The sequence below is a fragment of the Rhizobium sp. AN73 genome, from assembly GCF_030757975.1.
Taxonomy (GTDB): Bacteria; Pseudomonadota; Alphaproteobacteria; order Rhizobiales; family Rhizobiaceae; genus Agrobacterium; species Agrobacterium arsenijevicii.
In genome coordinates this window covers 2,326,672-2,340,628 of the sequence record NZ_JARWME010000002.1, presented here as the reverse complement: position 1 = coordinate 2,340,628, position 13,957 = coordinate 2,326,672, and the positions used below count along the sequence as shown (strand labels likewise).

14 protein-coding genes are annotated in these 13,957 nt (G+C 58.9%); 8 read left to right on the top strand and 6 right to left on the bottom strand.

Features of this window, described 5'->3' with window-relative positions:
• Position 1: 1 nt before the first annotated feature.
• Entirely contained in the window at positions 2 to 1,075 is a 1,074-nt protein-coding gene (locus tag RBH10_RS21460) for a dienelactone hydrolase (protein WP_281037973.1), read from the bottom strand.
• Between the two features lie 143 nt (positions 1,076 to 1,218).
• On the opposite strand from RBH10_RS21460, the gene RBH10_RS21455 reads away from it, so the two are divergent.
• Entirely contained in the window at positions 1,219 to 2,313 is a 1,095-nt protein-coding gene (locus RBH10_RS21455) for a helix-turn-helix transcriptional regulator (protein WP_281037974.1), read from the top strand.
• A 9-nt stretch (positions 2,314 to 2,322) separates the two neighbouring features.
• On the opposite strand, the gene RBH10_RS21450 is transcribed toward RBH10_RS21455, so the two are convergent.
• Positions 2,323 to 3,426, bottom strand: a complete 1,104-nt coding sequence (locus RBH10_RS21450; RefSeq protein WP_045015322.1) for a TRAP transporter substrate-binding protein — start codon at positions 3,424 to 3,426, stop codon at positions 2,323 to 2,325.
• Positions 3,427 to 3,566: 140 nt separating this feature from the next.
• Positions 3,567 to 4,040 (bottom strand): group III truncated hemoglobin, encoded by a 474-nt coding sequence (locus tag RBH10_RS21445; protein WP_281037975.1) that lies wholly within the window; start codon positions 4,038 to 4,040, stop codon positions 3,567 to 3,569.
• 139 nt (positions 4,041 to 4,179) lie between these two features.
• Between RBH10_RS21445 and mbfA the strand changes: the two genes are divergently transcribed.
• On the top strand, positions 4,180 to 5,163 hold the full coding sequence (gene mbfA / locus RBH10_RS21440) for an iron exporter MbfA (protein ID WP_045015320.1): 984 nt from the start codon (positions 4,180 to 4,182) through the stop codon (positions 5,161 to 5,163).
• Positions 5,164 to 5,226: 63 nt separating this feature from the next.
• Here mbfA and RBH10_RS21435 read toward each other — a convergent pair whose 3' ends face one another.
• Both RBH10_RS21435 and RBH10_RS21430 read right to left on the bottom strand, forming a co-directional pair.
• Complete coding sequence (locus tag RBH10_RS21435; protein ID WP_045015319.1) at positions 5,227 to 5,841, bottom strand: transglutaminase-like cysteine peptidase; 615 nt, start codon at positions 5,839 to 5,841, stop codon at positions 5,227 to 5,229.
• Positions 5,842 to 5,959: 118 nt separating this feature from the next.
• Complete coding sequence (locus RBH10_RS21430) at positions 5,960 to 6,748, bottom strand: carboxylesterase (protein WP_281037976.1); 789 nt, start codon at positions 6,746 to 6,748, stop codon at positions 5,960 to 5,962.
• Positions 6,749 to 6,935: 187 nt separating this feature from the next.
• Here RBH10_RS21430 and infC point away from each other — a divergent pair, with 187 nt between their 5' ends.
• The 6 genes from infC (at position 6,936) to pheT (ending at position 12,898) form a co-directional block, all read left to right on the top strand.
• Positions 6,936 to 7,472, top strand: a complete 537-nt coding sequence (infC, locus tag RBH10_RS21425) for a translation initiation factor IF-3 (RefSeq protein WP_060641871.1) — start codon at positions 6,936 to 6,938, stop codon at positions 7,470 to 7,472.
• A gap of 194 nt (positions 7,473 to 7,666) precedes the next feature.
• Positions 7,667 to 7,870: a 50S ribosomal protein L35 gene (gene rpmI / locus RBH10_RS21420; protein ID WP_003493355.1), complete on the top strand. Its 204-nt coding sequence runs from the start codon at positions 7,667 to 7,669 to the stop codon at positions 7,868 to 7,870.
• 40 nt (positions 7,871 to 7,910) lie between these two features.
• A complete protein-coding gene (gene rplT, locus RBH10_RS21415) occupies positions 7,911 to 8,315 on the top strand; it encodes a 50S ribosomal protein L20 (protein ID WP_045015317.1) in 405 nt (134 codons plus the stop codon).
• 181 nt (positions 8,316 to 8,496) lie between these two features.
• The gene (locus RBH10_RS21410) at positions 8,497 to 9,375 is read left to right on the top strand and encodes a lipopolysaccharide kinase InaA family protein (RefSeq protein WP_281037977.1); all 879 of its coding nucleotides are present in this window, start codon (positions 8,497 to 8,499) and stop codon (positions 9,373 to 9,375) included.
• Positions 9,368 to 10,450: a phenylalanine--tRNA ligase subunit alpha gene (gene pheS / locus RBH10_RS21405; protein ID WP_216330547.1), complete on the top strand. Its 1,083-nt coding sequence runs from the start codon at positions 9,368 to 9,370 to the stop codon at positions 10,448 to 10,450. Before RBH10_RS21410 ends, pheS begins: the two co-directional genes overlap by 8 nt.
• Before the next feature lie 24 nt (positions 10,451 to 10,474).
• A complete protein-coding gene (gene pheT / locus RBH10_RS21400; protein WP_281037978.1) occupies positions 10,475 to 12,898 on the top strand; it encodes a phenylalanine--tRNA ligase subunit beta in 2,424 nt (807 codons plus the stop codon).
• 53 nt (positions 12,899 to 12,951) lie between these two features.
• Here pheT and RBH10_RS21395 read toward each other — a convergent pair whose 3' ends face one another.
• Complete coding sequence (locus RBH10_RS21395; protein WP_281037979.1) at positions 12,952 to 13,956, bottom strand: aldo/keto reductase; 1,005 nt, start codon at positions 13,954 to 13,956, stop codon at positions 12,952 to 12,954.
• Position 13,957 lies beyond the last annotated feature (1 nt).

The window sequence follows — 13,957 nt, the reverse complement described above, 5'->3', positions numbered from 1 at the left end:
CCTATTGGCCCGGTTTCAGCGTGCGGTTGAAGGCGGTGACGATCATCGACTCCAGCTGCGTATGAAGGTCCGCGCGGTCACGCGATCCGGCAGGTTGGCAGATCGGATCCCGCTCGCCGACGGATTTGAGAAATGCGTCGGCACCCGGCTTGCAAAGGGGCAGGAAGCTGAAATGATCGGCCTCGTCGACCTGTTGATAGGTTGCGGCTGGCACTTGGGCCGCGAGCTTGTCCGCGAGCACGGCTGGCGGTATTTTGCCCTTGCTGCCGAGATTGATAAAGGTCAGCGGAATATCGATCTCTTTCAAGCTGTCCGGCTGGAAGGCCAGCGCCAGACCGGGGTCAACCAGCACGGCTGAACGAATGCGGGGATCGCGGTTCTGCTGCTCGAAACGGGCCTTGTCGACGCTGCGCAGATCAAGCTTTGGGACGCTGACCGGCTCGTTATTGACATAACCCTGGCCTCCGGCAAACCACTGGCAGTCCATCATCGTGGCATGCTCGTCACAATAGCGCGCATAAGCGTCGAGATCGGCGCGCGCACCCGATATCTCCATCGCAGCACTTCCGCCCAGCGAAAAGCCGAGAACGCCAATCCTGTCCGCGTCGATCGCATCGGACCACTTGCCTTGGGTCGTCAAGGCCGTGGTGATTGTCGAAAGATCGTTCGTCCGCTCCCAGATTTTCGGTGTGTCTTCGGGTGTGGAGTAGCCGCTGGTCGTGCCGGGATGGTTGGTTCCAGCGACGATGAAACCTTCGCTGGCGAGTTTCGCGGCGATCCATGCCATGCCAGCCATGCTTGATCCCGAACCATGCGAAAGAAGCACGAGCGGCAGACGTCCGGGTTGAATGGCCGCGTCCTTCAAGGCGGTGGTACCTTCAAAAATACGATCATCACTTGAGAGCGCCATGACACCGCTTCCCTTGGCCGGATACCAGATCGTGACATTGAGATTGGTATTTCTCGCGGAAGAGAATACCGGGATCGTGGTAGACCCGACATTCTCCGCAGCAAATGCCTGTGGGGAAAAAGCCGCGCACATCAGAAGTGTGGCAAGGGTGCTTTTCAGTGTCATGTGAGCCTCTCCGTTTGACAAGGTGGATGCTCCCGTTTTCTCTTCTGGACGGATAAATGCGTCCTTGATCGCGTTAAAGGTCGTACCGAAACGCGATCTGGTCCATGAAAGTGCAATAAATCGTCGTTCCGGGATTTCTGTTCGTGCTTTTCATTCCCCTGCCTTTTGTCGTGGCACTCCTGCTGGTCGTCATGTTCATCGTCTTCTTTCGAGGTGGAGACGATGTGCAGACCAATAGGGCTTTTCTGACCCTGATCGCGCTTTGCGCCGTGCAGTCCGTTCTTGTCGGCCTGCGCTGGGGTTATGGCGTGAGCGAAACGCGTTATGTTTTGCCGGTCCTGGCTGGCAGCCTGCCGCCCCTTGTCTACATCGCCTTTCGCGGGCTGATGGGGGTGGGGGAGGAGAGCAGAAGAGCGATGCTTGCCAGCCTTCTCCTGTCACCTCTTTTTATCGTCTTTCTGGAATTGGTCTTTCCGGTTGCTATCGATCTCGCGCTGATCGTCATTTTTGTCGGCCACGCCGTTGCTCTTCTTCTTTTGGCAAGAAAAGGCCCGGATGGGCTGGATGAGGCGCAATTTGCCAGCGTCGCATCGGCCCATAGGGCACTCATCATCGCCGCCGTCGCTCTTTGTGTTTCCGCGCTGTTCGATCTTCTGGTTTTTTTGGATTTTGAGTGGGCGCATGGGGAAAATGTTGCCGCACTTGTCAGCAACGCCAATCTGTTCGGGCTTCTGTTGATCGGCCTCATGGCCGCTCTCGCCGGCAAAAGCAAAGCGCCGCATATGGCTGCGGAACCGGCGACTGAACTGCCAGTGCCGGTAGAGCCTTCGGAACAGGACCGGGAGGTCATCGAAAGGCTCGATCGCCTGATGGAAGCACAGGCGCTTTACCGCGATGAGAACCTCAACCTGTCACGGCTTGCGAGACGTCTCGGTCTGCCGAGCCGGCAGATTTCCGGTGCCATCAATCGTTCGCTGGGCGTGAATGTCTCGCAATATGTCAACCAGCTCCGCATCCGCGAGGCCTGCCGCCTGCTGGAGGAGACGGAGCAGTCGGTGACCACGATCATGCTGTCTTCCGGTTTTCAGACGAAGTCCAACTTCAACCGGGAATTTCGCCGCGTTACCGGCATGAGCCCGGTCGACTGGCGCGAACGGGAAGTGTGGAAGCTGGTCTCGCCAAACAAAACGGCCACCCAGCCTGCGCCGGATGACCGTCTGAAGATGGTCGGAAAATGATGAACGGGATCAGAGCGTGCCGTTGCGCTGCTGGATCATCATATAGGTGTCATAGGTGTACTCGGCGATCTGGGCCCAGAGATAGGCGTCTTTCTTGAACGCCTGCTGGCTTTCGTAGATCTTCTTGAAGCTTTCGTTCTTGGCCGAAATCTCGGCATAGGTTTCCAGCGCCGCCTTGTGGCAGACGTCGAGGATTTCCTGGCTGAACGGCCGCAGGATCGCGCCCTGCGCCACGAGTTCCTTCAAAGCCTTCGGATTGCGCGCGTCGTAACGCTCCAGCATGCTGGCGCTGCCGGCAGCGCAGGCGTCTTTCAGGATGCGCTTGTAGTTTTCAGGCAGCTCGTTGAACTTCTGCAGGTTCACGAAAGCATGCACGGCCGGGCCGCCTTCCCACCATGCCGGGTAGTAATAATATTTCGCGACCTTGTAGAAGCCGAGCTTCTGGTCGTCATAGGGGCCGACAAATTCGGTGGCGTCGATCGTGCCCTTTTCCAGAGCGGCATAAACATCGCCGCCGGCGATCTGCTGCGGTGTCACGCCAACCTTCTGCATCACCTGGCCGGTCAGGCCGGCAATACGCATCTTCAGGCCCTTCAGGTCATCGATGGTGTTGATTTCCTTGCGGAACCAGCCGCCCATCTGGGCGCCGGTATTGCCGAGCAGGATCGAGTAGATATTGTGCTGGGCGAGGAATTCGTTGAGCAGTTCGTTGCCGCCGGCCTGGTTGAACCAGGCATTCGTTTGGCGTGCATTGAGACCGAAGGGAACCGAAGTTCCGAGCGCGAAGGTCGGGTCCTTGCCGACATAATAATAGGAGCAGGTATGCGCCATTTCGACGGTTCCGGCCGTCACCGCATCCGCTGCCTGCAGCGCCGGCACGATTTCGCCACCGGCGAAGTGCTGGATGACGAAATTGCCGCCGGAGGCTTCCTTGACGTGATCGGCGACCATCTGGCCCGCACCGAAAAGAATGTCGAGACCCTTGGTAAAGGACGACGTCATGCGCCAGGTGATTTTGGGGTTTTCCTGCGCAATGGCCGGAGCGGCCAGTACCGTTGCGGTAACGCCGGCGCCAACAGCGCCCGCCTTGCGGATAAATGATCTGCGATCCATGTCGATAAGCCCTGATATGTCTGCATATTACAGGCGAACCGCGCGGTACGCCTCCCGCTGGCTACTAAACACTTATCCTTGCGGCCATCAAGAGGGAATGTTGGCCCTTGCTGGATCTGCGACCATCGTCCGAACGAGGGCTATGGATGTGGGCGTTTTAGCGCCGGATCGTCCATCGCAGGATTGTAAAACAGCGAAAGCGTCAGGCTTTTCGCGATACGTTCCGCAGTTTCCATGAACCAGCTATGGGCTTGTCTGCTCGGCGCGATATCGTCAAGCGTGGCAGAAAAAAGCGCCAGCCATTGCGGAAACAGTTCCGCCGACAGACCTTTCACGCCGAGATGCGCCTGCACCGGCTTGCCGCCGTAGCTGCCATTCTTGAAAGCGATGGCCGTCCAGAACTGTTTCATCCGGGCCATATGCTCCGGCCAGCGCCCGGCAAGCCGTGCATCAAAGACGGGGCCGAGCGTTGGGTGTTTGAGAACGCGGCCGTAAAATGTCTCGACCAGCAGGTCGATGAAACCGGCGTCGACGCCGATTGCCGCCATGGCCTTTTCCGCCCTGTCCTGAATGTCCGCGTTGTGGGCGGCCCTTGCCGCGATCTGGTCCTGCATCCATGTTTCCTTTCCTGCAAACCTACGCGGCCCGGAGGCACTCCGCAATGCGACCATTTAGCGTATTAGAATAATTCTAAAAGGCTTGATCATGACGCGATCCGGATGTATTTAGAATTATTCTAAAAAGGTCTATCCCATGTTCCGCAGTCTTTTCTCACTTTCCAAACGCCCGTTCTCCTCCCTGAGTGAGCAGGAAATTCTCGCACTCGCCATCTCTTCAGAAGAAGACGATTCCCGCATCTACCGCTCCTATGCCGATCATCTGCGCGCGCAATATCCGCAATCCGCAAAAGTCTTCGATGATATGGCCGAGGTCGAGCAGCAGCATCGAAACGTGTTGATCGACATGCATCGCAGCCGCTTCGGGGAAACGATCCCCCTGATCCGCCGCGAGCATGTGCGTGGTTTTTACGAACGTACGCCGGACTGGCTCGTGAAGAACCTGTCGCTCGAGAAAATTCGCGCGCAGGCCGAATTGATGGAAGCCCAGGCGATCCGTTTTTACGATGAGGCCGTGAAGCGCACGAGCGATGCCTCGACGCGCAAGCTGCTGGGCGATCTGGCCGAGGCGGAGCGTGGTCACGAAGACATCGCGCAAATGCTGGAAGAAAAACATCTCGATGAAGACGGCAAGACCGAAGAGGCGGAAACCGCAAAGCGGCAATTTCTTCTGACCTATGTGCAGCCGGGCCTCGCGGGACTGATGGATGGCTCCGTCTCCACGCTGGCGCCGATCTTCGCGGCCGCCTTTGCCACGCAGGATACCTGGCAAACCTTCCTGATCGGCCTTTCGGCCTCAGTCGGCGCGGGTATTTCCATGGGCTTCACCGAGGCAGCTCATGACGATGGCAAGCTTTCTGGCCGTGGCTCTCCAGTAAAGCGTGGCCTTGCCTCCGGTATCATGACGGCCGTCGGTGGCCTTGGCCACGCGCTGCCCTATCTCATTCCGCACTTCTGGACGGCCACGGCCATCGCCGCCATCGTCGTCTTCGTGGAACTCTGGGCCATCGCATTTATCCAGAACCGCTTCATGGAAACGCCGTTCCTGCGGGCGGTGTTTCAGGTGGTGCTCGGTGGGTCGCTGGTGCTGGCCGCCGGCATCATCATCGGCAACGCCTAATGAATAAAAAAGCCCGCAGCGTTTGCTGCGGGCTTTCTGCATTGTGCCTATAATCTCTGTCGATCAGCGCAATGCGCCGACCAGAACGTCGCGTCCATCCTCGATGGAGACCCAGCGACCCGTATTGAAGGACGCCTGTCGCTTCAGATAGGTGTAGTTGGTGTCGGTCCAGAGCTTCACGTCGTCGGTGAGGTTGTCGAGAATGTAATCGCCGTCGGTGGTGCGGAGCGTCAGCACGGCATGGCCTTCGCCATCAGGCTTGCGCACGACGGTGATCAGCAGGTCGGCCACGGAAAACCCGCGCTCGATCAGCTTCTTGCGCTTCAGCAGCACGAAATCCTCACAATCGCCGGCGGTCTTGGGATATTCCCAGACCTCTTCCTTGCCGTAGATTTCCATGTCGGTCATGGCGACGATCGTGGTGTTGACGGAGGTGTTGATCTCGTGAACCACACCCCAGCCGTACTCGGTGACGCGCGGCGGCGGCGTCATCTTGCTGCGAATGTCGCACTCGCTCGCATATTTCTGACAGAACTCATAATGGCCAATCGGCTGGGATGTGATCCCGCCCGTCACCATGGAAGGGCTTCCTTTGGTTTCCGCCACGGCGGAAGCAGCAGTCATTAGCCCGGCGGCAACTGCAAACAGCAGCGCACGCGCCAGCGGTGCGTTCATCATGAAACCCGTCCCTTAATTCTTAACGAAAAGTTAAGAGGGTTAGGGGTCAGGAGTCAATCACTAGCCATCGGTGGTGCGCAAGACTCGTTAAATATGGTTAAGAGCGTTGCGCAAATGCCTATGTAGCAAGGGCTTTGACCGCAGCCAGCATCCTGTCGATATCTTGTGGCCGGGAAAGCCGATGGTCGCCGTCGCGGATCAGCGTTAGGACGACGTCATCGGCGGGAAGATGTTCGAGGAGCTTCAGCGCATGTTGATAGGGAACATCGGGATCGCGCATGCCCTGCAGGATGTGAACCGGGCAGCCCGTGGTGATGATGCCGGTGAGGACGCGGTTCTGCTGTCCGTCTTCCATCAGCGCGCGGGTGAAGATGTTTGGCTCGGAGCTGTATTCCGAATGTTCCTCGAAATAACCCTTCTCCTCAAGCGACTGCTTTTCCGCCTCCGTCAGGCTGGGCTCTATCAGCTCCGCGGTGAAATCGGGTGCGGGCGCAATGAGGACCAGACCGGTGACCGATGGCGCCCCGCCGGCCTTACGCAATTCCTCGACCATGCGCAGCGCGATCCACCCGCCCATCGACGAGCCGACAAGGACGACGCGCGATTGCGCCTTCTCGCGCACGACGGCAAGCGCCTCCTCCAGCCATCGTGAAATCGTGCCTTTTTTGAAGTCGCCGCCGGAAGCCCCGTGGCCGGAATAATCGAGCCGCAGGCAGGCAAGGCCGTTTTCTGCCACGAAACGGTCGAGTTCCACCGCCTTGGTTCCCGTCATGTCGGAACGATAACCGCCGAGCCAGACTAGTGTGGGCGCGTCTTCTCGCGACGTCGCGCGGCGATGGAGGAAAGCGATGTCGCGGGCGTCGTCGCCTGCGCCTATGCGCAGGAATTCAGCGGCTTGTTCGGTCATGTATATGCAATTCTCCTGAATTTCGCGCGACAAAGGCGGCGTATTTGCAAAAACCGTGGCAAGAGGTGATCTTTTCGGGCAGATATGCTATTGACTTCGCCACGGCAATAACGACATTTCCGCCGCTTGTACCAAACAAGCTGTTTTTTGCCGACGTGATCCAGAAACAGATCAGGAGAATACGACCATTCGCAGACCTTTCAAAGCCGATGCCCCCGTCAAGGAGGGCCCGCGCTCCAACCGGGAAATTCGGGTTCCCAGAGTTCAGCTTATTGATGAAGAGGGCCAGAACCTCGGTAGCATGCCGACGGACCAGGCTTTGAAAATGGCGGAGGACGCCGGTCTCGATCTCGTTGAGATTTCGCCGAACGCTGAGCCGCCGGTATGCAAGATCCTCGATCTCGGCAAGCTTAAATACTCGACCCAGAAAAAAGCCGCTGAAGCGCGCAAGAAACAGAAGATCGTCGAGGTCAAGGAAATCAAGATGCGCCCCAACATCGACACGCATGACTATGACGTGAAGATGAAGGCGATGAACCGCTTCTTTGACGAAGGTGACAAGGTGAAGGTAACGCTGAAGTTCCGTGGCCGCGAAATGGCCCACCAGGAACTCGGCATGAAGCTTCTCCTCCAGGTGAAGGAAGATACCCAGGCGATTGCCAAGGTTGAAGCCGAGCCGAAGCTGGAAGGCCGTCAGATGATGATGGTTCTCGCGCCGAAATAACTCTTTCGCGCAGGCCGCCCAGGCGGCATAAAGCACCACCGCAAGGGGAAGTTCGTATTCCCCGTTGCGCTTTTAGCCGACTGCGGTTATAAGCGCGCGTCCGAACGGTCCGGCAGGGCATGCCGAGGCCGTTCCTGAATAGCTTGAAATAGGCCTCGTCTGCCTGTTTCGATACAAAAAAACGGAGTAGCAAAATGCCCAAGATGAAGACGAAGTCCGCTGCAAAAAAGCGGTTCAAGATCACCGCTACCGGTAAGGTTGTTGCAGCCGCCGCCGGTAAGCGCCACGGCATGATCAAGCGTACCAACAAGTTCATTCGCGACGCGCGTGGAACCATGGTTCTCGCCGAAGCTGACGGCAAAAAAGTCGTCAAGAACTACCTGCCGAACGGTCTCTGAGACTTTTCCGCACTTTTGGACACTTTAAGGAGATCATGACATGGCACGCGTAAAACGTGGCGTAACTTCCCGCGCCAAGCACACCAAGACACTCAAGGCAGCCAAGGGCTTCTACGGCCGCCGCAAGAACACCATCCGCGCAGCTAAGGCTGCTGTGGATCGTTCCAAGCAGTACGCTTACCGCGACCGCAAGGTAAACAAGCGCAACTTCCGCGCTCTGTGGATCCAGCGTATCAACGCTGCTGTTCGCGAATTCGGCCTGACCTACGGCCGCTTCATCGACGGCCTGAACAAGGCTGGCATCGAAGTTGACCGCAAGGTTCTGTCCGACATGGCTATCCATGAGCCGGCAGCATTCGGCGTGCTCATCGAGACGGCGAAGAAGTCTCTTGAGTACCTCAAGGATGCTGGTACGACCAACGAGTTTGAAACCGCTGTAAAGTAATTACGGCGCGGACAATCTGTTGTTCATTTGAAACCCGCGCCGGTCCTCCGGCGCGGGTTTTCTTTTTGAAATTCACGGCAGTCGAACAAAAACGCGCATTGTTTTGTGTCCGGGCTGGCGAAAGCAAAAGGGTAGGGCATCTGGCCGGGTCTCGGCCAGGCAGGCTTCAGGGGGGCGAAAAATGCTGGTTGCCGCAAGCGAGGCGGAAAAAGCGAAGGGTTTCCACGTTCATCTCGAAGATGGCGATATCGCAGCTCTGATGCGGGTATTGCTGAAGAGTGATCGCCGCGTGCAGAAACTCGAGCTTTCCACAACGACGGTCTGGATCAAGCGTCAGGGCACGGAAACGCCGTCCTGGTGGTTGAAACTGCAGACCCCTCTCGCCAGGCTGCTCCCCTATACCTTCATGCGGCCTTCGCCACGGCTTGATGGCGCCGGTCTGATGCGCCGCGAACTCGAAACGCTTGAGGTCTTCAAGGTCCGGGGTTTTCCCGTTCCGCCCGTCATCTATTCCTCCCTCACGGCGGTCGTTTTGGGAGACGTCGGCCCCACCGTGATGGAACGTATGGACGCGATGAAGGCCGCGACGCCTGTGGAGCACGATGCCCTGCTGGTGAAATCCGCCGAAGCGCTTGGCGAGTTGCATGCGGCGGGTCTTTGCCACGGGCGACCGCATGTGCGTGATTTTTTCCTCCAGAACGGACGTATCGGCTTCATGGACTTCGAGGAGCGCCCGCAGGAGGTCATGCCGCTTGAAACGGCGCAGGCGCGGGATATCTGGCTGCTGTTTCTGCAGGTCGCGACCCGCGCCTGCGATGCGCCGAAAACCTGCGACGCCGCCTTTGCCCGCTGGCGCGAAAACGCCCCGCCCCGGGCGCTTGAAGAATTGTGCCGCCTGATCGGCATTCTGGGGCGATTTTTACCGCTTGCCCGGTTGATCGGGCGCGTGCGGATGGGTAGTGATCTGCGACGCTTTATCATGGCGACCGACTATCTGATGAATGCTGTGAACCCCGAAGCCGTTGTTAGAACAACCGGCAAGGCAGGAAAAGATGACTGAACTTGATACCTTGAAATCGCAATTGATGTCGGAGATCGCCGCCGCTGCCGATGAGCCGGCCATCGAAGCCGTGCGTGTCTCCGCGCTTGGCAAGAAGGGCTCGGTTTCGGAGCTTCTGAAGACGCTTGGAACAATGACGCCGGAAGAGCGTCAGACCCGTGGCGCTGCCATCAACCAGCTGAAGACCGAAATCACCGACCTGATCGGTGAACGCAAGAGCGGCCTGAAGGATGCTGCAATTGCCGCCCGTCTGAAGGCGGAAACGCTGGATGTCAGCCTGCCGGTCCGCCAGTCTCCGGCCGAGCGTGGCCGCATTCATCCCATCAGCCAGATCGTCGACGAAATTACCGCGATCTTCGCGGATATGGGTTTCTCGATCGCCGAAGGTCCTGATATCGAGACCGACTATTACAACTTCACGGCGCTGAATTTCCCAGAAGGCCATCCGGCCCGCGAAATGCACGACACCTTCTTCTTCCAGCCGGATGAAAACGGCGAGCGTAAGGTGCTGCGCACCCACACCTCGCCGGTGCAGATCCGCACCATGGAAAGCCAGAAGCCGCCGATCCGCATCGTCATTCCCGGCAAGACCTACCGTCAGGATTCCGACGCCACCCACTCGCCGATGTTCCATCAGGTCGAAGGCCTTGTCATCGACAAGAAGGCGCATGTCGGCAATCTGCGCTGGATTCTGGAAGAGTTCTGCAAGACCTTCTTCGAGGTGGACAGCGTCGTCATGCGCTTCCGCCCGTCGTTCTTCCCCTTCACGGAGCCGAGCTTCGAGGTGGATATCCAGTGCGACCGTTCCGGCCCCATCGTCAAGTTCGGTGAAGGCAAGGACTGGATGGAAATCCTTGGCTGCGGCATGGTGCACCCGAATGTGCTGCGCGCCGGCGGGCTGGACCCGGATGAATATCAGGGCTTTGCCTGGGGCATGGGCCTCGACCGCATCGCCATGCTGAAATACGGCATGCCGGACCTGCGCGATTTCTTCAACGCCGATGTCCGCTGGATGAACCACTACGGCTTCCGCCCGCTCGACATGCCGACGCTGTTCGGCGGTTTGAGCGTTTAATCCGGCTAGCCAAGGAGCAAAGACATGAAATTCACTCTTTCCTGGCTGAAAGAGCATCTCGAAACGGATGCGACGCTGGACGAGATTTGCGAGCGGCTGACGGCGATCGGTCTCGAGGTCGAGGACGTGGACGACAAGGCGGCCTACAAGCCTTTCGTCATCGCCAAGGTCGTTTCCGCTGAAAAACATCCGGAGGCCGACCGCCTCAAGGTGCTGATGGTGGATGCGGGTGACGGCAAGCCGGTGCAGATCGTCTGCGGCGCACCGAATGCGCGGGCGGGTCTCGTCGGTGCGCTGGCGCGTCCGGGCGTGTATGTTCCGGGCATCGATGTCACGCTTGCGGTTGGAAAAATACGCGGTGTCGAAAGCCACGGCATGATGTGCTCCGAAAAGGAGCTGAACATTTCCGACAGCCATGACGGCATCATCGATCTGCCGGAAGACGCGCCGGTTGGTACCTCTTTCGCCACCTATGCTGGGCTCGACGATCCGGTCATCGAGATCAATCTCACGCCCAACCGCCCGGACTGCACCTCGATCTATGGCATTGCCCGCGATCTCGCCGCTTCCGGTCTCGGCAAGCTGAAAACAAAGCCTGCGCCGTCCTTCAAGATCGAAGGCGCAACGCCGGTCACTGTGAAGCTGGAGCTGGACGACGCGGCCCTCTGCCCCGGCTTTTCGCTGCGCATCGTGCGCGGTGTAAAGAACGGCCCAAGCCCGAAGTGGATGCAGCAGCGCCTGATGGCGATCGGCCTGCGTCCCATCAATGCGCTTGTTGATATCACCAACTATATGACCTTCGATCAGGGCCGACCGATGCACGTCTTCGATGCTGCCAAGGTCAAGGGCGATCTGACGGTTCGCCGTGCGAAAGAGGGTGAGACGATCCTCGCGCTCGACCAGCGCGAATACAAGCTTGGCCCGAACAATGTCGTCATCGCCGACGAAAAGGGCCTGGAGTCGATCGGCGGCGTCATGGGCGGCGAACATTCCGGCTGCGACGAAAACACCGTCGACGTGCTGATCGAGTCTGCCCTTTGGGATCCGATCAATATCGCCAAGACCGGCCGTTCGCTCGGCATCATAACCGATGCGCGTTATCGCTTCGAGCGCGGCGTCGATCCGGAATATATGGTTCCGGGTCTGGAACGCACCACCGAACTGGTTCTGGAATTGTGCGGCGGTGTTGCCGGCGAAGCCAAGGTTGTCGGTTACAAGGGCCATCAGCCGAAGGTCGTTGATTTTCCGCTGGCGGAAGTGAAGCGTCTGACGGGTCTGGAAGTCTCGGCGGAAGAGAGCCTCACCATTCTTAAAGGCCTCGGTTTCGGTGTCGAAGGAACGGGTGCACGCGTGTCCGTCACCGTACCGTCCTGGCGTCCGGATGTCGACGGCAAGGCCGATCTGGTCGAAGAGGTCATGCGTATTCATGGCGTCGACAACATCAAGCCGGAACCGCTGGAAAGCTTCGGCGCCGTCAATGGCCGCATCCTGACGACGCTGCAGATCCGCACCCGAACCGCACGGCGCGCGCTTGCGAGCCGTGGCATGCTGGAAGCCGTTACGTGGTCCTTCATCCCGGAAGCGCAGGCGAAGCTTTTTGGCGGCGGTTCGCCCGCGCTGAAGCTTGCCAATCCCATCGCGGCCGATATGTCGGACATGCGGCCTTCGCTGCTGCCGGGTCTTCTGACCGCCGCACAGCGCAATGCCGACAAGGGCCATGGCGACGTGGCGATCTTCGAGGTTTCCGGCACCTATGAGGGTGACACGCCGGAAGCCCAGCGCCGTGTTGCCGGTGGTGTGCGTCGTGGCACGGCCTCGCTGGCTGGCAGCGGTCGCATGTGGTCCAATGCGGTGAAGGGCGGCGGCAAGCCGGTGGATGTCTATGACGCCAAGGCCGATGCGCTGGCGGTGCTCGAAGCCTGCGGCCTGCCCATGGCCAATGTGCAGATCGAGGCCGGCGGCCCCGGCTGGTATCATCCCGGCCGTTCCGGGACCATCAAGATGGGTCCGAAGGTCGTGCTCGGTTATTTCGGCGAATTCCACCCGAAGACACTGTCTGAACTGGATGTTTCCGGTACCTATTGCGGTTTCGAGATCTATCTCGACGCGATGCAGGAACCGAAGAAGAAGGCGACCCGCACCAAGCCAGCACTTGAGCTGTCGCCCTTCCAGGCGGTCAAGCGCGACTTTGCCTTCGTGGTCGACAAGTCGGTAGAGGCAGGAGCCATCATCAAGGCCGCGACGAGCGCCGATCGCAAGCTGATCACCGGCGTTAATGTCTTCGATATTTTCGAGGGCGCATCGCTTGGGGAAGACCGCAAGTCCGTCGCCATCGAGGTTCAGATCCAGCCGGTCGACAAGACGCTGACCGATGAGGATTTTGAAACCTTGACGGCCAAGATCGTCGGCAATGTCGAGAAATCGACGGGCGGCGTTCTGCGAGCCTGAAAGCAGCTAACGGAATAAAAAAAGCCGCGGCGGTTGCCGCGGCTTTTTGTTTTTTAGCGATTGGCCAATCGCGTCATTCGTTCCGGATAACGTTCCCCCGCAACCTTTGTCGGAGAGAGCAATGCGCCCAAGCTGGCGACTTCGTCGGCCGTCAGCGATATGTCCGCTGCCGCCACGTTTTTCTCCAGATTGGCGATTTTGGTGGTGCCGGGGATCGGTACGATGAAATCGCCCTGCGCCAGAACCCAGGCCAGCGCCAGTTGCCCGGCGGTAATGCCCTTCTCTGCCGCCATGTCTTCCAGAAGCTTGATGAGTGCCAGATTGGCATCGAAGTTCCCGCTTTGGAAGCGCGGCAGGCTGCGGCGGAAGTCATCGGACGCGAGTCCGTCGAGCGTCTTGAGCGCACCCGTGAGAGCACCCCGGCCGAGCGGGCTGAAGGGCACGAAACCGATGCCGAGTTCACGGCAGGTTTCCAGCACGCCATTTTCTTCGGGGTCACGGGTCCAGAGGGAATATTCGCTCTGAATGGCCGCAATCGGGTGAACGGCGTGCGCCTTGCGGATGGTCGCGGCGCTGGCTTCCGAAAGCCCGAGCGCCTTCACCTTGCCCTCCCGCACCAGATCGGCCATCGCGCCCACCGTCTCCTCCACCGGTACGTCGGGGTCGACGCGATGCTGGTAATAGAGATCGATGACATCGACACCAAGCCGTTTCAGCGATGCTTCTGCAACAGCGCGGACATTTGCAGGCGAACCATCAACCCCCTGGATCATATCCGCTGCCGAAGGCTTGCTGCCATCGATGCGGAAACCGAACTTGGTGGCGATGACCACCTTGTCGCGATAGGGCTTCAAGGCCTTGCCGACAAGGATTTCGTTTTTGAAGGGGCCGTAAATTTCCGCCGTATCGAAAAAGGTAACGCCAAGTTCAACGGCGCGATGCAGCGTGGCGATTGCGCCGCTTTCGTCGGTTGAGGGGCCATAGGCATGGCTCATGCCCATGCAGCCAAGCCCGAGAGTGGAAACGGAGAGGTCTTTTCCGAGAATTCTGTGTTTCATC

Bases quoted from the DNA above. Each gene is read 5' to 3' on its own strand.
- RBH10_RS21450 (WP_045015322.1), bottom strand. From the start codon at position 3,426: ATGGATCGCAGATCATTTATCCGCAAGGCGGGCGCTGTTGGCGCCGGC.
- RBH10_RS21460 (WP_281037973.1), bottom strand. From the start codon at position 1,075: ATGACACTGAAAAGCACCCTTGCCACACTTCTGATGTGCGCGGCTTTT.
- RBH10_RS21430 (WP_281037976.1), bottom strand. From the start codon at position 6,748: ATGACCGAACAAGCCGCTGAATTCCTGCGCATAGGCGCAGGCGACGAC.
- RBH10_RS21395 (WP_281037979.1), bottom strand. From the start codon at position 13,956: ATGAAACACAGAATTCTCGGAAAAGACCTCTCCGTTTCCACTCTCGGG.
- rplT (WP_045015317.1), top strand. From the start codon at position 7,911: ATGGCACGCGTAAAACGTGGCGTAACTTCCCGCGCCAAGCACACCAAG.
- mbfA (WP_045015320.1), top strand. From the start codon at position 4,180: ATGTTCCGCAGTCTTTTCTCACTTTCCAAACGCCCGTTCTCCTCCCTG.
- RBH10_RS21410 (WP_281037977.1), top strand. From the start codon at position 8,497: ATGCTGGTTGCCGCAAGCGAGGCGGAAAAAGCGAAGGGTTTCCACGTT.
- pheT (WP_281037978.1), top strand. From the start codon at position 10,475: ATGAAATTCACTCTTTCCTGGCTGAAAGAGCATCTCGAAACGGATGCG.
- pheS (WP_216330547.1), top strand. From the start codon at position 9,368: ATGACTGAACTTGATACCTTGAAATCGCAATTGATGTCGGAGATCGCC.
- RBH10_RS21445 (WP_281037975.1), bottom strand. From the start codon at position 4,040: ATGCAGGACCAGATCGCGGCAAGGGCCGCCCACAACGCGGACATTCAG.
- RBH10_RS21435 (WP_045015319.1), bottom strand. From the start codon at position 5,841: ATGATGAACGCACCGCTGGCGCGTGCGCTGCTGTTTGCAGTTGCCGCC.
- rpmI (WP_003493355.1), top strand. From the start codon at position 7,667: ATGCCCAAGATGAAGACGAAGTCCGCTGCAAAAAAGCGGTTCAAGATC.